Annotated in this window: 19 protein-coding genes; 9 read left to right on the forward strand and 10 right to left on the reverse strand. The window is 61.0% G+C overall.

The genetic code is table 11. From position 1 onward, the window contains the following. Positions 1-48: 48 nt before the first annotated feature. From ACZ9EJ_RS22640 to ACZ9EJ_RS22660, 5 genes are read right to left on the reverse strand one after another with little or no spacing between them, the layout of a single operon-like run. Positions 49-1,314 carry an ABC transporter substrate-binding protein gene (locus tag ACZ9EJ_RS22640; protein ID WP_046633153.1) on the reverse strand — a complete coding sequence of 422 codons (1,266 nt, stop codon included), beginning with the start codon at positions 1,312-1,314 and terminating at the stop codon, positions 49-51. 25 nt (positions 1,315-1,339) lie between these two features. Then, the gene (locus ACZ9EJ_RS22645; protein WP_046633155.1) at positions 1,340-2,176 is read right to left on the reverse strand and encodes a carbohydrate ABC transporter permease; all 837 of its coding nucleotides are present in this window, start codon (positions 2,174-2,176) and stop codon (positions 1,340-1,342) included. Next, positions 2,173-3,105: a carbohydrate ABC transporter permease gene (locus ACZ9EJ_RS22650; RefSeq protein ID WP_046633157.1), complete on the reverse strand. Its 933-nt coding sequence runs from the start codon at positions 3,103-3,105 to the stop codon at positions 2,173-2,175. Before ACZ9EJ_RS22650 ends, ACZ9EJ_RS22645 begins: the two co-directional genes overlap by 4 nt. Next, the gene (locus ACZ9EJ_RS22655) at positions 3,098-4,267 is read right to left on the reverse strand and encodes an ABC transporter ATP-binding protein (RefSeq protein WP_046633158.1); all 1,170 of its coding nucleotides are present in this window, start codon (positions 4,265-4,267) and stop codon (positions 3,098-3,100) included. Before ACZ9EJ_RS22655 ends, ACZ9EJ_RS22650 begins: the two co-directional genes overlap by 8 nt. After that, complete coding sequence (locus ACZ9EJ_RS22660; RefSeq protein ID WP_046633160.1) at positions 4,264-5,091, reverse strand: metallophosphoesterase family protein; 828 nt, start codon at positions 5,089-5,091, stop codon at positions 4,264-4,266. Before ACZ9EJ_RS22660 ends, ACZ9EJ_RS22655 begins: the two co-directional genes overlap by 4 nt. Before the next feature lie 265 nt (positions 5,092-5,356). Here ACZ9EJ_RS22660 and ACZ9EJ_RS22665 point away from each other — a divergent pair, with 265 nt between their 5' ends. Then, positions 5,357-5,650, forward strand: a complete 294-nt coding sequence (locus ACZ9EJ_RS22665; protein ID WP_046640573.1) for a DUF982 domain-containing protein — start codon at positions 5,357-5,359, stop codon at positions 5,648-5,650. An 84-nt stretch (positions 5,651-5,734) separates the two neighbouring features. On the opposite strand, the gene ACZ9EJ_RS22670 is transcribed toward ACZ9EJ_RS22665, so the two are convergent. The 4 genes from ACZ9EJ_RS22670 to ACZ9EJ_RS22685 form a co-directional block, all read right to left on the reverse strand. Further along, complete coding sequence (locus tag ACZ9EJ_RS22670) at positions 5,735-6,055, reverse strand: hypothetical protein (protein WP_046640574.1); 321 nt, start codon at positions 6,053-6,055, stop codon at positions 5,735-5,737. Positions 6,056-6,595: 540 nt separating this feature from the next. Continuing rightward, the gene (locus tag ACZ9EJ_RS22675; protein ID WP_046640575.1) at positions 6,596-9,091 is read right to left on the reverse strand and encodes a TonB-dependent receptor; all 2,496 of its coding nucleotides are present in this window, start codon (positions 9,089-9,091) and stop codon (positions 6,596-6,598) included. A gap of 86 nt (positions 9,092-9,177) precedes the next feature. After that, a complete protein-coding gene (locus ACZ9EJ_RS22680; protein ID WP_052764598.1) occupies positions 9,178-10,101 on the reverse strand; it encodes a FecR family protein in 924 nt (307 codons plus the stop codon). A 64-nt stretch (positions 10,102-10,165) separates the two neighbouring features. Next, a complete protein-coding gene (locus tag ACZ9EJ_RS22685) occupies positions 10,166-10,783 on the reverse strand; it encodes an RNA polymerase sigma factor (protein WP_251090184.1) in 618 nt (205 codons plus the stop codon). Between the two features lie 132 nt (positions 10,784-10,915). On the opposite strand from ACZ9EJ_RS22685, the gene ACZ9EJ_RS22690 reads away from it, so the two are divergent. Then, complete coding sequence (locus ACZ9EJ_RS22690; RefSeq protein WP_285229920.1) at positions 10,916-11,044, forward strand: hypothetical protein; 129 nt, start codon at positions 10,916-10,918, stop codon at positions 11,042-11,044. 155 nt (positions 11,045-11,199) lie between these two features. Here the strand turns inward: ACZ9EJ_RS22690 and ACZ9EJ_RS22695 are convergent, their stop codons facing one another. After that, positions 11,200-12,273, reverse strand: a complete 1,074-nt coding sequence (locus tag ACZ9EJ_RS22695; protein ID WP_046640578.1) for an ABC transporter ATP-binding protein — start codon at positions 12,271-12,273, stop codon at positions 11,200-11,202. A gap of 96 nt (positions 12,274-12,369) precedes the next feature. Here ACZ9EJ_RS22695 and ACZ9EJ_RS22700 point away from each other — a divergent pair, with 96 nt between their 5' ends. From ACZ9EJ_RS22700 to ACZ9EJ_RS22730, 7 genes are read left to right on the forward strand one after another with little or no spacing between them, the layout of a single operon-like run. Beyond that, positions 12,370-13,047 carry a GntR family transcriptional regulator gene (locus ACZ9EJ_RS22700; RefSeq protein WP_046633172.1) on the forward strand — a complete coding sequence of 226 codons (678 nt, stop codon included), beginning with the start codon at positions 12,370-12,372 and terminating at the stop codon, positions 13,045-13,047. Further along, complete coding sequence (locus ACZ9EJ_RS22705) at positions 13,044-14,027, forward strand: alpha/beta hydrolase (RefSeq protein WP_476099882.1); 984 nt, start codon at positions 13,044-13,046, stop codon at positions 14,025-14,027. The genes ACZ9EJ_RS22700 and ACZ9EJ_RS22705 overlap by 4 nt, the downstream gene beginning before the upstream one ends. 25 nt (positions 14,028-14,052) lie before the next feature. After that, complete coding sequence (locus tag ACZ9EJ_RS22710) at positions 14,053-15,252, forward strand: ABC transporter substrate-binding protein (protein WP_046640579.1); 1,200 nt, start codon at positions 14,053-14,055, stop codon at positions 15,250-15,252. A gap of 26 nt (positions 15,253-15,278) precedes the next feature. Then, positions 15,279-16,241: a carbohydrate ABC transporter permease gene (locus tag ACZ9EJ_RS22715; RefSeq protein ID WP_370649735.1), complete on the forward strand. Its 963-nt coding sequence runs from the start codon at positions 15,279-15,281 to the stop codon at positions 16,239-16,241. After that, entirely contained in the window at positions 16,238-17,068 is an 831-nt protein-coding gene (locus tag ACZ9EJ_RS22720) for a carbohydrate ABC transporter permease (RefSeq protein WP_046640580.1), read from the forward strand. Before ACZ9EJ_RS22715 ends, ACZ9EJ_RS22720 begins: the two co-directional genes overlap by 4 nt. Before the next feature lie 55 nt (positions 17,069-17,123). Next, positions 17,124-18,005, forward strand: coding sequence for a sugar phosphate isomerase/epimerase family protein (locus tag ACZ9EJ_RS22725; protein WP_046640581.1), 882 nt, complete (start codon positions 17,124-17,126; stop codon positions 18,003-18,005). Further along, entirely contained in the window at positions 18,002-18,997 is a 996-nt protein-coding gene (locus tag ACZ9EJ_RS22730; protein ID WP_046633183.1) for a Gfo/Idh/MocA family protein, read from the forward strand. The genes ACZ9EJ_RS22725 and ACZ9EJ_RS22730 overlap by 4 nt, the downstream gene beginning before the upstream one ends. Positions 18,998-19,115: the final 118 nt, after the last annotated feature.

Below are 19,115 nucleotides of genomic sequence, written 5' to 3' on the forward strand. Positions count from 1 at the left end.
TCCGGTCGGAAACGGCGGTTCCATGATCCGATCAAGCCGGGACGGATCTTAGCTGCGCGGCAGCAAGCCCTTCACTTCGGAAGCCGCATCCTCCAGTGCTTCCTTCGGGGTGGCCTGCTGTTCGACGATGCGCGACAGGTTCTCGACGATCGCCTGGGTGACCTTGACGCCGTTGGTGCCCGGGAAGGCATACCAGGGAATCATGCGGTCCATCTGGCTGAGGCCGGCGACGAAAAGCGGGTTCTGCTTGTAGAAGTTGCCGAGATAGTCCGGCGACTTGGCGGCGAGCTCGTTGTTCGGAACATAACCGGTGCCCGGGACGACGACGGAGGCGCCATAAGGACCGGCGGCGAACTTGGCGAACTTCCAGGCTGCCTGCTGCTTTTCGGCATTGCGGGCGAGGATGACGACCGCGTTGCCGCCGGTCGGCAGCTTGCCCCTGACCGGATCGATCAGCGGGATCTGCGCGGTGCGCAGGTCGAACTTGTCGCCGACGCTCTTGATCGTGTTGCGCAGGGCGCCGGTCGTCTTGAATTCGATGCCGACCTTGCCGGCAAAGAAGGCCTGTTCACCGGCCTGGGCGGTGAAGACCGGCAGGCCACCCTGCTTGACCATGCGGTCGAGAGTTTCGACAGCCTTCAGGCCTTCCGGTCCGGCGAAAGCGACGGACTTTTCGTCGGCGCTCAACATCTGACCGCCGGCGCCGAACAGAAGTGCCGAGAACATCCAGTCGTCGCCCTGCCAGCGGAAATCGATGCCTTCGACGCCGTTGCCGAGCGCCTTGATCTTGGCGCCGAGCGCGATCACCTCATCCCAGGTCTTCGGTGGAACGTCCGGATTGCCGCCGGCGGCCTTAACGAGGTCGGCATTGTAGTACATGATCGGGTTCGACGTCGCGAAGGCGAGGCCGACCTGCTTGCCCTTGACCTGTGCGAGCTTCAGGATGTTGTCGGAAAAGCCGAGCTTGCCCATATCGCCTTCCTTGGCGATGAACGGAGCGAGATCGACGGGCAGGTCGCGCTCTTGAACCATGCGCAGGCGGTTGAGGCCGATGAAGGTCAGGTCCGGCATTTCCGCCGTGCCGGCCTGGCGCATGATCAGCTGGATGCCCTCTTCATAGGTCGCCGACGGGTTGGCGAACTGGATCTTGATGTCCGGGTTTTCTTCCATGAACTTCTTCGAGATCGTGTCCATCACGTCCTTGAAGAAACCCGGCATCGGATAGTGCACGGTCAATGTCGTTTCGGCATGGGCCGGAAGCGACACCGTCATGGCAATCGCCGCTGCGGCGAAAAACTTGGTGAGATGCTTCATCGCATAGTCTCCTGTTTGATGCCGGTCAGCCTTTGAGACCGGTCATGGTGATGCCCTCGACGAAGCGCTTCTGTGCGAGAAGGAAAGCAGCGACGAGGGGAGTGGTGATGATCAGCGTGGCGGCCATCAGCGCGCCGTAGTCGTCGCCGGCCTCGGCGGCGCGGAAATAGAGGAGGCCGAGCGGCGGCGTCGCGTAGGACTGGTTGGAAACGACGATCAGCGGCCAGTAGAGGTCGTTCCAATGGGCAACGACCGAGAAGATCGCAAACGCGGTGATCGCCGGCCAGGCATTGGGCACGATCACGCGGCCGATAATCCCGAGTTCCGACATGCCGTCGAGCCGGGCGGCATGGATCAGGTCGTCCGGAATGGCGCGGAAGAACTGCAGGAAGAGGAAGATGCCGAAAACCGAGATGGTGAAGGGGGCGACCAGCGCGAAATAGCTGTTGAGCACCGCCATGCGGTCGAAGGCGACGTAGAGGGGCAGGGCGGTCGCATGGATCGGCACCAAAAGGCCGAGCATGACCAGCACCATCATCAGCCTTGCGGCGCGGAATTTCAGCTTCGCCATGGCATAGGCGCAGGGGATGGCGATCATCACCTGAAAGACGAAGATCAGCGCGCAGACCACGACGCCGTTCCACAACAGCGTCGTCATCGAGACGCGGGTCAGCGCCTTGGTGAAGTTGGCGACATAGGACCAGTGCTGCGGGATGAGCGACAGCGACGAGGAGAAGATGTCGCTCTGGGCCTTGCCGGCGGTCGAGATCATGAAGACATAGGGTGCGAGGAAGATCACCGCCCCGAAGATCAGGATCGACAGGCGGACGGCGCGGCCGAGGGTGAAGGCTGAAGCGTTCATGAGTAATGCACCTGCTTGTCCTGGACGCGGTATTGCAGGAACATCAGCACCACCAGGATGGCGAGGAAAACGACGGTCATCGCCGAGGCGTAACCGACTTTCAGGTAGACGAACCCTTCCTGGTAGATGGTGAAAAGCAGCACTTCGGAAGCCTTGTTCGGCCCGCCTTCGGTCAGCGTCTTGACCGTCTCGAAGACCTTGACTGCATTGATGATGCTGATCGTGGTGACGAACAGCGTCGTCGGCCCGAGCATCGGCCAGGTGACCAGCCGAAACCGGTCGAAGGCCGAGCGGGCGCCATCGACATGCGCTGCCGCATAGAGTTCGCGGGGGATCGCGGTGAGGCCGGCCAGGAAAAGCACGAGATTGAAGCCGACCGATTGCCAGATGCCGATGATCGACAGGCTGTAGAGGACGGATGTCGAGGCGCCGAGCCAGTTGGGACGTGGCAGGCCGCCGAGCGCCAGAAGCGCGTTGATCGGGCCGATCGTCGGGTGGAAGAGATATTGCCAGACGGTCGCCATGGCGACGAGCAGCGAGGCGACCGGCAGGAAATAGGCGGTTCGAAAGAAGGAGCGGCCGATAGTTTCGCTTTCGATCAGCATTGCAAGGCCGAGCGCCATGAAGATCGAGATCGGTGCGACGATCGCCGCATAGACCGTCGTGTTCCACAGCGAGCGGCGGAAGGTCCGGTCGGTGAAAAGTTCCGTGTAGTTGTCGAAGCCGACGAAGCGGAAGCCCGTATAACCGAGTTCGTAATCGGTAAATCCGAACAGGATCACCACCGCTACCGGTAGGAGGATGAAGACGAACAGAAGAACCATGGCCGGCAGCGACAGGATGAGCCCGGCGCGCGCCTCCTGCCGTTCGGCGGCCGAGCGAGCAGGTTTCCCGGCGAGCGGAAGTGCAGCAGCGGTCGCCTCAGCCATGGACCGTCTCCAGCATGACGGTGGCATCGAGCGGTGTCGAAGGCAGGCGATGACCTTTCTCGGCAAAGACGAAGAGGCGGTCGGCGGAAAAATCGAGACGCACGGGCATGCCGGCGGCAAGACCGACGCCTTCGGCGGGCGAAAGCTTGGCGACCACCGGTTCGCCGATTGCATCCAGGCGGCAATAGAGGACGATCTCGGAGCCCAGGAACTCGATCCGGTCAATGCGTGCCGGCAGGCCCTGCTGGCCGGTGCGGGAGACCCGGATGAATTCCGGGCGAATGCCGATCGTCACCGAAGCACCGGCTACGACCATCTCCCGACGTAATCCCACCCGGATATCGCCGAGCGCTATCGTGCCATCGGCGCCGACCTGCGACGGAAAAAGGTTGATGCGCGGCTGGCCGACGAAACGGGCAACCTCGATATGCGCCGGATCGTCGTAGATCACCTGCGGCGAGGCGAGCTGCAGCAGCGAACCGCCGATCATCACGGCGACGCGGTCGGCCATCGATAGCGCTTCCGCCTGGTCATGGGTGACATAAAGCGTCGGCACTCCGGCGCGGCGGTGCAGTTCGACGATCTCGCCGCGGGCATGGACGCGCAGGTTGGCGTCGAGGTTGGAAAGCGGTTCGTCCATCAGGAAGACGGAGGGGCGGCGCACCATGGCGCGGCCGAGCGCGACGCGCTGGCGCTGGCCGCCTGACATCTGGCCGGGTTTGCGGTCGAGCAGATGGTCGATCTTCAGCGACGCGGCCATCTCGCGCACGTCGCGCTTGATCGCCGCGACCGCCTTGCGCTGGCCGGGCATCAGCGGGCCGATCACCGGCAGGCGCTGCGTCCGCGTCAGCTTGCGCATGACCAGCGGCACGGCGATGTTCTGCGCTGCCGTCAGATGCGGGTAAAGCGCGTAGGACTGGAACACCATGGCGATGTTGCGGTCGGCCGCCGGCACCGGCGACAGGTCGCGGTCGCCAAGCATGATTTCACCGGCGTCAGCGCTTTCGAGGCCGGCGAGGATGCGCAACAGCGTGCTCTTGCCGCAGCCGGAAGGCCCGACGAGGGCGATGAACTCGCCCGGACCGGCATCAAAGCTGACGCCCTTGAGGATCGGATTGCCGGAGAAGGATTTCTGGATGCCGCGAAGCGAAAGGGAGGTCATTCGGCCGCCTCCGTCTTCACCGGACGCGGATAAACCTCGTCGATAACATCGTCGATGACATAAGCGGTCATACCCGGCACGGCGACGATCTCGGTCCGTACGTCGTCGCCGAAGGTGTGAACGGCGGCGCCGATCAGACGCTCTCCCGGCATTTCACGCTCCAGCTTGTCGATGATGAAGGCAGCCGAGGGACCCCAGGTGAGTGCGATATTCTCATGACGGCCCTGCCAGGCCCAATGCAGGTGGCCGCTGGCAAAAAGTGCCACGTCATGCGCGGCGAACAGGTCGAAGAGCCGGGTGCGTTCCTTCGGCCGTGCCCCCCAGTACCCGGTATCGCCCTCATACGGCTCGTCGACGAAAAGCGGCTTGTGGGCGAAGAGGGCGAGGCGGCGGCTGTTCCGCCCTTCCAGTGTTTTGGTCAGCCATTCGAACTGGGCCTCTTCTTCTTCGTTCTCCTGGCCGAGGAGCAGCGAATTGAGCCCTACAAGACGCCATTCGCCGGCGTCGTGAAACCAACGGTCCTCTCCTGCGAATTCCCGCCAGCGCTCGAGGCGCTCGGCATTGACGGGCTGGGCGGAACCCGGCAAATGGCCGACATCGTGGTTGCCGGGCACGATCAGCATCGGGACCGAAACCTGACGCATCAGGTCCATGCAGAAGGTGATGTCTTCCGGCTTGTCGGCGCCATCGACGGTCAGATCCCCGGTATGGATGATGAGGTCGGCCCGGCTATCCTCGATCCAGGTGAGCAGCGGCGCCCAGTTGCCGTTGAAATGCGACTTCTCCGGGCTGAAATGGGTGTCGGTAATCTGGATGATCTTCACGGCAGTTCTCCGGTCTCGCAAATGCCTTTCGCAGGTGCGAAGGCGTTTACGGTTCCTTAGAGCGCTATCGTGTCAGGCCGGTTACAGAGTTTTCCAGCTTTCTTTCAATTCTGTCACAGGACTGTAAAACAGGCCGCTTTCAGCCTGGCGGATCGCTTCATCGTGTCTAAAAATGCTCTCGGGCGAACAGCCGCGATGTCTTGAACCCACTGCTCCATTTCCTAAATCAATCTGCGGTCCACGGCGAAGAGGAAAGGAGGTCGCGATGGCTAATACGTTGTTTGACAAACCGCTGTTTGTGAAAACATCCCGCTATATTCAGGAGCTTGCAAGCCTGGAAGACGTCTTTGACTTTCTCGACGAATGGCCGATCGACAAAAGAGGCGACACATACGAGGTGTTGTCGAAAGCTTGTCGGATGGCCGCTCAAGGCATCTTCTCCTTGCCGGCAATCCGAGAGAACGTGCGGCGATTCCTGCTGAAGGAGCGCGTCTTGGCGAATATCGAGGAGGTTCCTCTGTTCGCAGGGCGCATGAACGACCGAAATCTTGGCTCCTGAGGCGGCTGGTATAGCAGGAACGTGAAAAAGCCCCGCAGCCGGTACGGCCACGGGGCTTTGGATGACGAGATCTGCCTGATCGTGTCAGCAGGAATTTGCCTGGTTGGTTGGGCTGTTCGGGTTGGAGGTGGACGCGTTGGTGCCGCCGGCTCCCGCAGTCGTCGGGCTCTTGCCGCAATTGGCATTGCTGCTTCCGGCCGTGCCGGCGCCCTGGGTGTTGGTGTTCCCCGTTGCCGACGTTCCGGGGGCAGTCGTATCGGTCGCCGTCCCGGCTCCGGTCCCGGCGCCCGAGGCGCCGGTCGAGCCCGAGCCACCGGTGCCGGAACCACCGCCAGCACCCTGTGCGAATGCAGACGTAGCAAGACCAAGCGCAAGAGCGCTCGCAGTAACAAGTTTTACGATCATGAAGTGTTTCCTCTCAGTTTTCGTTACGGCCTCCTAACCTCGGGTCGCTTGGAAAGTTCCCGTCACCGAAACCGTTCGCCACCGGCTGGAATCGTAAGAGTTTCTGCAGTTGGCCGGGCGCACCATACGTCGCCTCCGCTATCGGAACCGTGAGCAAGCCCTGGTGCTAGATACGAGAACCTATGCGTTCGGACTATCAAACGGCACGTAGCCACGGCTTTTCGGTCCATCCGGTCAGGTCTGGATTGACTGGACACACGGAGACAGGCTGTTTGAGCAAGAGGATTCTCGCTCTTCGGGAAGCCCTCGCCTTGCCTTCGCCGCCCTCTCATCAGCACGGCGACCTTCTGACAATATTCCGACCGCGGAAGGGTTCATTCCTGCGAAGAGGACGTGCCTAGATCGCTTGATCGTTCGATTTCTCGCAGAAGTACCGATACGGTCGGACGGACGTCGCCCCTGCGGCGAAAGACTGCATAGATGTCGCGCGTCAGCGAAATCTCATTCAGTTGGATGCCTCACCACGCCATGCAAAGTGCTTTAGAAACGCCGGCTCAGCGATACCTTCAGGTTGCGCCCCGGCATCGCGGTGATGCCATCGCTAAGATAAGGTTCATATTCCTTGTCGAACACGTTTTCGAGCGCCATGTGCAGCTCCGTATCCTTCATGAACCCGTCTTTCGGCGTCCAGTCGAGGAAGAGAGTATGCACCGCATATCCCTTGCCCGGCGGTCGCGCATAGGTTCGACCATCCTGATTGTACGGCGTCTGGTCCTGATCGGCTACCAGGGTGGCGCTCCAACCGAAGGAAAGATCACGGTCGGGAACCTTGAAGCCCAGGGCAGCCTGCATCGTTGCTGGCGCGAGATCGTTGATAAAGGTATCGCTGCCACGAAGATTGTTGATCGCGCCATTGCGTGTTCCCGTCATCCACGACATGCCGAGATCCGCGAAAACCTTTTCCGTATCATAGTGGAACTGCATCTCGATGCCGCGGGTGTAATAGGAAGGTGTGTTCCAGTACCACGGCACTTGCCCGATCGCGCCCATGCCCGAGAGATTGGCCGTTCCGATGCGACGCGTAACCGGGTTGGTGACGCGGTTGTTGTATAAGGCTACCCGGGCCGAGAGCGTGTCGCCCGAGAGAAACACGTCGTCGAAATTGAAGTCGGCGCCGATATTGATGGTGTTGTTGCGCTCAATATCAAGGTCGCGGGACGTTCCAGAAGCGCTGGTTGCTGCGCTCTGCGTCGAATAGATCTCGTCGATATTGGGGGCCCGCATCGCGTATGCCCAGTCCGCAAACAACCGGATATCGGGCGTCGCTTGCCATACAACGCTGATGGCTGGGGTGAAGCCCTGATGCGTCACTGCCGAATAGTCGTGCAGGCCGGCAGGGTTGTTATACCGGGGTGCGTCATTCTCAACGCCTTCCGAACGGACCCAGTCGAAACGAAGACCGGGTGTCACCGTCAGCGCGTCGGTCACCTCGATCGTGTCGCGGATGAATGCAGACGCCGTATCCTGTGTGCCCTCGGGCATGAACCACGGTGCATAATAACCGAAATTGTAATCGGGTTTGGCGGCGTTGACGATGTCGAACATCGTCACTTCACGTTTGTGGCCATTATACTGCACGCCGTAGTTCAGTTTGTGACCGAGACCGCCCAGTGTGAAATTCGATGTGTTTTCGAGCTCCAGATGAAGGTCCGAATAGGTGGCCTCATTCTCAATGCCGCCGACGGAAGCGCTCGCGGTGGTATTGCCGGGGCGGGTGGCGCGCTGGCCGGTCGAGGAATAGCTCGCCATGAATCGGCTATTCACTAGATCGCTGTCGCCGGTATATTGGTATTCGAAGGTGGATGTGAGGTCTTTCAGCTCCCGCCAAGCAAGCCGTCGACGAGCCGCCTCGTAATAGCCGTATCTATCGATATCGGTTTGGGTGAAATCCAGTTGCCCGCGGATCGCCGCAACCGGTCCCCAGTTGTTACTTTCGCCGTACATGACCGACGCATTGATCTCGTGGCCGTCGAATTCCGCACCACCCTTGACCATTCCCGAAGCGAGCTCGGAGTCGGAGTACAGGTAATGTTCGCCGCCGCCGATCCGCATGTCATCACTCTTGCGCCAGGTCAGCGACAGGAGACCGTCATAGGTGATCGGCGTGCCAAAATCGGACCGACCGTAAAGCGCGCCCGTTTCCAGGAATTCCTGGTTGGCGGATTGGTAGGCGGTCTTGCCCCATGCGCCCCAGCTCTGGCTAGGCTTCAACATGTCGGCAGCGTCCTTCGTTTCCATTTTCACGGTACCGCCGAAACCACCATTGCCGTAACGGACCGATGTGGCGCCCTTTTCGATCTCGACCCGCTTAAGGAGCTCTGGCTCAACGAAGATCGTGCCTTGGTCGTATTTCTCGAAATTTTTCGGCGCGCCATCGAGCAGGATCCGGGTATCCGACTGGCGGGAGAAGCCACGGATCGATATGCTTTGACCCTGTATGCGCACGCCGCCGCCCATCGACACGCCGGGCGTCTTTTTCAGAAGCTCGGGAATGCTGGAAGCCTGTGCCCGCTCGATGGTTTCCTTGCCAATCTCCGAAACGTTCGGCTTGCCCTCGCCATAATGACGGTCGGACTTGATGACGATCGTCTCCAGCGTGGTTTCGCCATCCGCTTCGGCGATGGAGGCGGCACCTGGCTTGCTCAGTGTCACCATCGAGGCGCCGCTATAACGATAAGTGATGCCGGTGCCGGCGAGCAGGCCGGAAAGGGCTGTATCGGTACTCAGGTGTCCGGAAATGCCGGCGGTACTGACGCCGGCGGTGACGGAAGCATCGAATACGATCTGCAGCTTGGTCTGTGCCGCAAATCTGTTCAATGCAGTCGTCAGGCTGCCCGCGGGTACATTCAGCTGGGTGCCGCCCGCGTGCTGTGCGTGAGCGACGGTCGCGGCAATGGTGATGGCAGAGCTGGCAAGAAATACTGCAAGCAGCCGATGCAGCGGGCGAGCGCTGTATCTATGCGTCGAACATGTCATGGATTACCGGATCCGTCCCGTCTCAAATATGCGTCTGGTTTTTAGACGCATGAGGTCCCCCTCCAGGGACAGGCCGTTAGGAAAAATTACTCACTGAGCACTGTAAGATACGAACCAAGGCGTGTGATCCTGATTCCGAAGGCATTGGCGAAGCCGTCCAGCGCTGTCTGGGGAGCCGTCAGATCAAGACTTCCGGAAATGTGCCTGTTCGCAAGCGAGGTCTGCGCAACAACGACCTTGCCTGGAATGTAACGGGCGAATTCCTCGATCACCGCTGCAAGCCGGCGGTTATCGAATGCCAGGCGCCCTCGACGCCAGGCGGTGGCGATATCCGGGTCGGCTGGCTCCGGTTCAGCCGGCCGGCCATTCGCATCATAGTCAATCTTCTGGCGTTCGGTCACCCAGCGCGTCTCGGGGCTGCCCTCTGGACCAACCATCACCGCATGTTCTGTGACGACGACACGGGCGCCGTCACTGGTCAGATTGACGTCAAAAGCGGTACCCAGCGCCGTGGTCGCGCCATTGCCGGCGACGACCGTGAAGGGGCGGGATTGATCTGCGGCCACCTGGAAATAGGCCTGGCCCCGCAGCAGCTGCACCTGCCGCCGATCCTTTTCCAGACGAAATGCGATGGCGGAATCTGCATTGAGCTCGATCCTCGAACCATCGGCAAGCGTCAGTCTCTGCGTTTTCGCGACGCCTGAAATCACATCCGCCTGCAGCCGCACCGGTCCGTCCGCAAGATAGAATGCAGTAGAGCTGCACACCAAAAGCGTTATCGCCATGACGACATTGCGTCGACCGGTCATTGGCCCGCGGGCTGCCTTGCCCGCAAACTCCAGATCGCTTGACAAAAGATGAGTTGCGTCTCCGACGGCGCGACGCGCACGTTCATAAACGACGGCACGGGCCGGATCACCGGCAAGCCATAGCTCGAAGTCCGATTGTGCGTCCAAGTCCTCGGGGTGTTCTTGAAGCCGCAGCAGCCAATCGACAGCCTGCTCGCGCATCTTTCTATCGCGAGCTCGATTGTCTGGCATGGGCGGACACTTTCGCGGCAGATGCAGTTTTTGTTCAAAGAGTATCGTCGAGGCGATCGAGGCAGTGCAGATACGCCTTGCGTAGGTGGCGATCTACCATGTTTTTGCTGATCTTCATGCGCGCTGCGATTTGATCCGACGACAATTGGCCGACGCGGCTGGCGACAAAAACCCGCCGTCGCTGCACCGACATTTCCATAATTGCAATCTTCAACCTAGCCAATCGATATTCGAGGTCGAGCGCTTGTTCTGGAGAATATACCGGCGCGCTGATCTGCAGCGCTTCCGTCTCCGTTCCGGAAAACAGTTGCATTTCCAAACGCTGGCGTCGGTGCACGTCAATTCCGAGGTTAACGCACGCGCGAATGAGGAATGCCCGGAGCGATTTTTTCCCTTCCAGGATCGTATGCCTCTGCCGCAATCTGACATACAGCTCGTGAACGATTTCCTGAGCGGCGAGGGGGGCATGACCTCGACGCCGAACAGTTCCGCAAAGCTCTTCGTAATGCGCCAGGATCGCCATATCGAGCAGGTTGGTGTTGCCATCGGTCATATCAAGCGGAACTGTGGAAGAGGCGTTCCAATGCGCAGTCATGATGGCCTCGGGTAACGTCAGGATGGAAAGTCGAGATTGGCGCTTCTTAAACGCCATAGATTAGCCACGCAACAAAATATGAGAATTATTATCATGTTTTATCGCCCCGCCGCTGCCGTCAATCCCCCCAGAATGGGATCCGCAGTCCCTGCCGCTACCGTCTCGTTATTGCATCGACGCCTGGAGTCGATGGTAACCGACGGCTCCGCCCAGCTTCGCTACCCGTCGGGCAAGGACGCGGCGACGATGCTCGACGCCCGGCAAAACGACGGCGACGACAAATTCCTGAAGCAAGTCGGCGCCCTTCTCGCCCTTTGATCTGGATTGGCGAGCTGAAGTGGATGCGGGCCAGGGTGAACGCATTCTCGTGACGGGAGCGATCGCGCTCAGCCGTGCGCTGGTGGAGGCATCCGCCAGCGCAGGCGCGACAGTCGTTCTTGCTGCGATCGCCAACGGCTTGAACGGCTCCAGGCTCAGTTCAGCCTTTTGCCGGTCCCGGTGTCGAATAGGTGCACTCTCTCGGGATTGCCCCTCACATGGATCGTTTCGCCGACCGTGATGTCGCGATCTCGGGGGAACTCGATGGTCAGCATTTTCGAATGGCCGACTTCGACATAGCCATAGGTCTGGCTGCCGAGCCGTTCGGCCACCATCAGTTCGCCGCTGAACCACGCCTGTTCGGGAGGACAGGGGGTCAGTTCTTCGGGCCGAATTCCAAGCGTGACCTCCTGGCCGGCAAATGCCCTTGCGCCTGGAATGCTGCCGGCCGCAGTCTTTCCCAGAAGTTTCAGGCCTTCTCCGTCGGAGGCGATCTTCGCCGGCAGGGTGTTCATGGTCGGGCTGCCGATGAAGCGGGCGACGAACAGGCTCGACGGCTTGTGATAGAGGTCGAGCGGCTTGCCGATCTGCTCCACCACGCCGCCGTTCATCACCACGATCCGGTCGGCCAGCGTCATGGCCTCCACCTGGTCGTGCGTGACATAAACCGTGGTCGCCTTCATGCGGTTGTGCAGTTTTGCGATTTCCAGGCGCATCTCGACGCGCAGCGCAGCGTCGAGGTTGGAAAGCGGTTCGTCGAACAGGAAGGCCGCCGGCTCACGGACAATCGCACGGCCCATGGCGACGCGCTGGCGCTGGCCGCCAGACAATTGAGCCGGCCGGCGATCGAGAAAATCCCTGATCTTGAGGACATCGGCGGCCTGACCGACGCGGCTTTCGATTTCCCGGTCGTCGCCGCCGCGCATCTTGAGGCCGAACGACATGTTTTCCCGCACGCTCATGTGCGGGTAGAGAGCGTAGTCCTGAAAGACCATGGCGATGTTACGCTCGGCCGGCGGAAGCAGGTTGACCGTGCGGCCTTCGATATCCAGTTCGCCACCGGATATCTGCTCCAGTCCGGCGATCATGCGAAGAAGCGTCGACTTCCCGCATCCAGATGGGCCGACGAGAACCAGGAATTCGCCGCTTGGGATCTCGATATTGATGTCGTGAATAACCTCCAGGGCGCCATACGACTTCCGGATCTTCTTCAACGCTATGCCAGCCACGATGTTCTCCCGACTATTTTCAAGCTTGACGCCAGTTATCGATATCAATATCGATAATGATAGTTGTTAAAATGCGCAACCGGCTGGATGAGTGAGATGGCCTATTTTTCCGCGAGATCGACATCGATCAGATCGCCCAAGGCAGGTGCTGCCTTTGATGCGCTGAAGCGCGACATCATGCTCGGAACGCTGGCGCCGGGAACCGGCCTTACGGAATTGGAGCTGGCGGCCCACTTCCAGTGCAGTCAGGGCACCGTTCGCGAGGCGCTCCTGCAGCTTCAGGAGGAAGGGCTGGTCCGTCGTCGGGGGCATCGTGGGACACAGGTTTCCGAATGCACGGAAGACGAGGCAATCGAGATGTTCCGGTTGCGTCAGCAGATAGAGGGCAACGGCATGGCGCGGGTCATGCGCGCTCGCAGCCGTACGCTGGTCAAGGAGCTCGATAGCCTCCTCGACAAGATGCTGCTTGCGGCCGCGGCAGGTGACGAATTGGAGCTTGCGGCCTTCGACCGCGATTTCCATCGGCGCATTTTCGAAGATGCCAACCTGCCGGCACTCGATCCGATCCTTCATCGCTGCCTCGTGCATAATCACCGGTTCAAGATTTCTCGAAGCCCGATGGCGCGGGATCTCGAGGCGACGGCATTGCGACATCGCAGCATCATCGACGCGATCGAAAGCGGCGATGCCGGACGGGCGACCGCCGCCATGCGTCATCATATCGCGACGATCGTTGATCTCGGGCCGGAAGTTTTCCCGGAGGCGACCCAGTGAACGACCTCTCTCAACTGTCGGACACGCTTTCGGACGAAATGCTGGTGCTGACGCAGCGGGTTGCGGCGGAACTCGGACCTCTGCCGGATCCGACGACCCTTTCCCCGGCTGAAGGTCGTGCACAGACGCTTGCCGCCAATGGGCGGTGGAATGTCAATCTGCCGGCCATGGCAAATGTCGGGGAGGTTTGGGTAGCGGAAGATGCCCGCCTTGGTTCGGCCCGCTGTCGTCTCAAGGTGTTCGTGCCGCCGGATGCCGCGGATGGCGCCATCCTGTTCGTGCATGGCGGCGGCTTCGCCTTCTGTTCGCCGGAAACCCATGAGCGTTGCGGGCGAGTTCTGGCGCTGGAAAGCAGCATGCCGGTCGTGATGCCCGATTATCGGCTGGCGCCGGAAGCCCCCTATCCGGCCGGGCTCATGGATGTCGTTGCAACGCTCCGAGGTCTTTTCGAGGTGACTGCCGGCGAAGGCGTCCGCCCTGGCCCCCTGGTCATCTCCGGCGACTCGGCGGGAGCCAACATTGCTCTTGCAGCGATACTGCATGAACAGGCAGATGGCCGCCGGCTGCCGGATGCGGCGCTGCTCTTTTACGGCACTTATGCGCGTTCTTTCGAAACGGCATCTTACATCCGTTTCGCCGAAGGCCCGGCACTCACGCGTGCCAAGATGCAGCGCTACTGGTCGTTTTATGCCGGTAAGCGCGCCGTCCAGGAGGACCCGCTTGCCTGCCCCCTTACGGCGTCCGATGCGGCCTTGGTGGCGTTGCCGCCGCTTTATCTGATGGCGGCGGCAGTGGACCCGCTGCTTTCCGACACCTTGAGCCTGAGCCAGCGTCTCAAGGCTCTCGGCCGGGACGACGAGCTGCACGTCGTGCCGGGCGTCATCCACGGTTTCCTGCAGAACACCAATGAACTTTCGGCCGCGCGGGAGGCGTTGGCGGCCGCAGGCAGTGCAGCAACGCGACTGACACAACGTCGATGACGTGAACGATCAAGAGGAGGAGACTATGAAATTTCTGAAGACACTCGCGCTTGGCGCCGCTCTTGCGGCTTCGGCCGCGTTCGGTCAGGCGAAGGCGGAAACCGTCCGCTTCTGGTACCATTTCGACAACCCCGCGAACCCGATGTCGGACCTGGTCAAGAAGTTCGAGACAGCCAATCCCGGCATCAAGGTCGAAGCCGAGAACGTGCCGTGGAACAGCTACTACGACAATCTTTATACCGCGCTGGTCGGCGGCAATGCGCCTGACGCGGCGATGGTGAAGCTCTTCGCGCAGCCCCGGCTTGCGGAAATGGGCGCGCTGGAGCCGATCGGCAAGCAGCTCGACGCGTGGAAGGGCAAGGCCGACCTGCTGGACAACCTGCTCGACCTGAACAAGGGTCCGGACGGAAAGCAATATTACCTGCCTATTCAGTACGTGGTCCTCTATCTCTATTACCGGACCGATCTCTTCCAGGCGGCCGGATTGCAGCCACCCAAGACCTGCGAAGAGTTCCGCAATGCGGCGATCAAGCTCACCAATGCGCCGCAGACCTATGGCTTCGGCTTGCGCGGCGGCAAGGGCGGCTGGGACCAGTGGGGCGCCTTCGTCCTGTCCCAGGGCGCCGAGCTGAAGCCGGGCGGCCTGACCAAGCCCGAGGCGGTCGCCGCCAACCAATGGCTGGTAGATCTCTTCCAGAAGGACAAGGTCATTCCGCCGTCTGCGCCGAATGACGGTTTCCAGGAGATCGTCGCTGCGTTCAAGTCCGGCAAGACGGCGATGACCATCCACCATATCGGTTCGTCCAAGGATCTCGTTGCGGCTCTCGGCGACAAGGTTTCCGCCGTGCCGGTTCCGAAATGCGGCAATGGTCAATGGACCTCGTATGGCGATGAGTCGCTTGCGATCTTCTCCTCGTCATCGGTCAAGGACGCGGCCTGGAAGTGGATTTCCTTCCTGGCCGAAGGCCAGAACAACGTCGCCTTCAACGGCGCGACAGGCCAGCTGACGGTCACGAAGAGCGGTTCTGCCGACTGGAAGCTGCACGAGCGTCGTTTCGTCGAAGCGACGGTTCAATCCTTGCCGTTCGCCAGGGTGCTGCCGCAGACCTCGGCGGTCTCGGAATTCGTCAACACGGCCTGGCAGATCAACATGCAGCGGGCATTGACCGGCCAGATCACGCCCAAGCAGATGATGGAACAGTTGCAGACGCTGTTTGCCCAGTAAACGTCGCCTCCGGTCCCGGCAGCAACATGTCGGGACCTCCTTCTCCGCCGTGGTCCACAGGCAGGATGAGCATGTCCCTATCGATCTCTACTCCCAAGGAGCGTCGTGCCATATGGCGGTCCGAGCGGCTTCTGCCTTATCTGCTGCTTGCTCCAGCCGTCGTGGTCACCGTCGTCATCGTCTTCATGCCGATGGTGCAGGCGGTCTTGACCAGCTTCTATGACTTGATCCTGTTTCGCCCCAATGCCAGCAAGTTCGTCGGCTTCGGCAACTACATCAGGCTGTTCAACGATCCAGTCTTCTGGACGGCGCTCTGGAACACCATCATCTGGATCGGATTGACCGTGCCGTTGCAGATGGGGCTCGGGCTTGTCGCGGCCCTGCTCCTCAATCGCGAGTTTCCCTGGCGTGGGCTGGCACGGGCGCTCATCATCATTCCCTGGGCACTGCCGAGCGTCGTGATCGCGCTGATGTGGCGCTGGATCTACGATCCGAACACGGGCGTGCTCAACGATATCCTCATCTACCTGTCGATCGTCCAGTCCGCAGTTCCATGGCTCGCCGATCCCGAAGTGGCGATCTATGCGATCATCGCCACTCTGACCTGGCAGGGCTTTCCCTTCTTCGCGGTGATGATCCTTGCCGGCCTTCAGGGGATTCCGCGCAGCCAATATGAAGCGGCGTCGATCGATGGCGCTTCCACCTGGCGGCAGTTCGTCCATATCACGCTGCCGGGCATCGCGCCGGTGCTTGCGACCGCCGGTTTGCTGCGGGTGATCTGGGTCGCCAATTCCATGGACGTCATCTTCGTGATGACCGGCGGCGGACCCGGTTATGCCACGCACACGCTGCCGCTTTATGCCTTCATCAAGGCGCGCCAGAACCTCGATTTCGGCTACGGCACAGCGATCGCGGTCACTTTCACGATCCTGCTGGGCGCCTTCGTGGTTCTCTATCTCTCCAGGACGATGCGCGAGGTGGAACGATGAAACAGAGTACACTTCGCCGGATCGTCACCACCGACCTCCCGGTCCTGCTGATCGTCCTCTTCGCCATGGCGCCCTTCGCCTGGATGATCCTGACATCGCTGACGCCGACCGCGGTGTTGGGTGCCACGGGCGTGTCGCTTTCGCCGCTCGGCTGGAGCCTCGACAACTACGTTCGGCTCATCGAGCAGACATCCTTCCTCAAGAACATGCTCGACAGCCTGATCATCGCCGCCGGCACGGTCGTCGTTGGCCTGGTCGTATCGGTTACGGCGGCCTATGCCTTTTCGCGCTTCCGGTTCCCGGGCCGCAAGCTGTTGATGCTGCAGTTCCTTCTGATCAACATGTTCCCGATCGTGCTGCTCATCGTGCCCCTCTTTGTGCTGATGCGCCGTTTCAACATCCTCGACACCCATTTCGGCCTGATCCTCGCCAATGCGACGGTGGCGATCCCGTTCGCGGTGTGGATGCTGACAAGCTATATCGGCGCGATTCCGAAGAGCCTCGACGAGGCGGCCATGACCGACGGATGCTCGCGCCTGACGGCGCTGCGCAAGATCGTCCTGCCGCTGACCATGCCGGGCATCATCTCGACCGGCATCTACATCTTCATCACCGCCTGGAACGAATATCTCTACGCGCTGACGCTCGGCGGGCGCAACGTGCGCCCGGTCACGGTCGCGATCCAGACGCTGATCGGCGAATACCAGATCGAATGGGGACTGCTGGCGGCAGGCGCAGTGGTCGGCGCAATGCCCGCGACCATCCTTTTTCTTCTCGTGCAGCGGCGCCTGATCGGCGGGCTGACCCAAGGCGCGGTCAAGGGATGAGAACAGGCAATGGTCGGCGCAGCCGATGAAACGGAATGTAAAAGAGGACGTAACAATGAACCCCATCGGGTTGATTTCCATGCAGTATGCCAGGCCCTTCACGGCCGAGCACTTCCCGCTTTTCGCAACGATGCGTCGGCACGGTTTTGACTTCGTGGAGCTTCTGGTCCCGGAAGCTGGCGAACTCGACGTCAGGGAAACGAAAAAAGCGCTCGCCGACGCCGGTCTCGGCGTGGTGCTTGCCGCCCGCGTCAATCTGCAGCGCAATATCGCCTCGGCCGATGCCGAAGCCCATCGCGCCGGTGTCGAATACCTGAAATATGCGGTCGATTGCGCCGCAGGCCTCGGTTCGAAGATCGTCGGCGGGCCGCTGACGGGCAATCCTCTCGTGTTCGCCGGTCGTGCCCCGCAGCCGGTCGACGAGGCCGAACGGCTGGCCCGTAAGGAGCGTTGCGCCAAAGGCCTGAAGGAGGCCGGAGACCACGCCGCCAAAATGGGTGTTTTGCTGGCCGTCGAGCCGCTCAACCGCTTTGAAAGCGACGTTCTTTGCACGACGCAGCAGGCGATGGAACTTCTGGATGCCGTCGATCATCCAGCCGTCAAGCTGATGCTCGACACCTTCCACATGCATATGGAGGAAAGCTCGATCGCCGAGGCCATCCGGCTTGCCGGTGACCGGCTGGTGCATTTCCAGGCCAATGAAAACCACCGCGGCTTCCCAGGCACGGGTTCTACCGATTGGGTCGATGTCTGCCGGGCGCTGCACGAGATCGGCTACAAGGGGCCGGTCTCGCTGGAACCGTTCCGGCGCACCGACGATCGCTTCGGCGTGCCGTTTGCCCAATGGCGTCCGCCGCATGAGGATGAGAGCGACCGCCTCGCGGCCTCCAGCGCATTCATGAAATCCCATCTCCTGCTTACGGAATATCGTCGATGACTTTGAAAATCGGTTGGATCGGTTGCGGCGTTCACGCAACCCAGATGCTGCTTCCCCAACTCGTGCGCCATGACGTCGAAATCGTCGCGCTGTGCGATATCGATGGCAAACGCCTCAAGGACGCGGGCCGGCAATTTGGCGTCACCAACCTGACGACGGACGCACAGACTCTGCTGTCGACCCGCGGCATCGATGCGGTCGGGATGGCCGTCGGCCCGGATCAGCACCTCGCCTTCGGCAAGGCGGCGCTCGAACGGGGCCTGCCGGTCTTCATGGAAAAGCCGCCATCGGGTTCCGCCGCCGGCGCGCGGGAGCTTCTCGCCGCTTCGGAAAAGGCGAACAAGCCGTTGCTGCTCGGTTTCATGAAGCGGTATTCGATCGGCAACCGCATGGCGGCGAATATCGTGAAGTCCGGCCGCTTCGGGGAGGTGCTCGGCCTCACCGGTTACTACATGACGGCACCGGGTTATTTCGCCGGCAATGTCGATTATACTGGCTTTTTCCTGCACCACTGCGTTCATTACATGGACCTGGCGTCCTTTCTGGTGTCGCCGGTTCGTTCGATCTCGACGCGCAAGGTGGAGAAAGCTCCGGGCCGGCTGCTGTTCCATGTCGCCTTTGAGTTCGAATGCGGAGCGATCGGCAACATTGCCATGGGTACGATCCAGTCGCGCGGCACTCCGGTCGAGCGGATCGAGCTGATGGGTGACCACCAGCGTATCGAGGTGGATGACGTGATCGAAATCCGCTGGCATCGCAATCCGCCCTTCAAGATCGACGACCTGGGCGCAACGCTGAAGGAGGACTGTGACACGCTGACCTGGAAGCCGAACTTTACCGCCGCAGCCAACGAGGACCCCAAGGGTTACCATTCGTTGCTGGCCGATGTGGTTCCCGCGCTTGGGGGTGCGGCGACACCCGCGCCGACGATCGCCGACGGCGTGATTGCCATGGACCGCCTGGAGACGGTTCGACGCGAGCTCGCGCTTTGAGGACGATCCGGCCCCGGCCAACGCCGACGAATACGCTTACCTGGCCCAACCTGACAGCCGTGGAAGCGGATTCCGCTACTCCATGAATACCGGCAGTCGTGCCGCAAAGCCGCCCCTG

The sequence above is a fragment of the Neorhizobium sp. USDA 3394 genome (genome assembly GCF_056280385.1).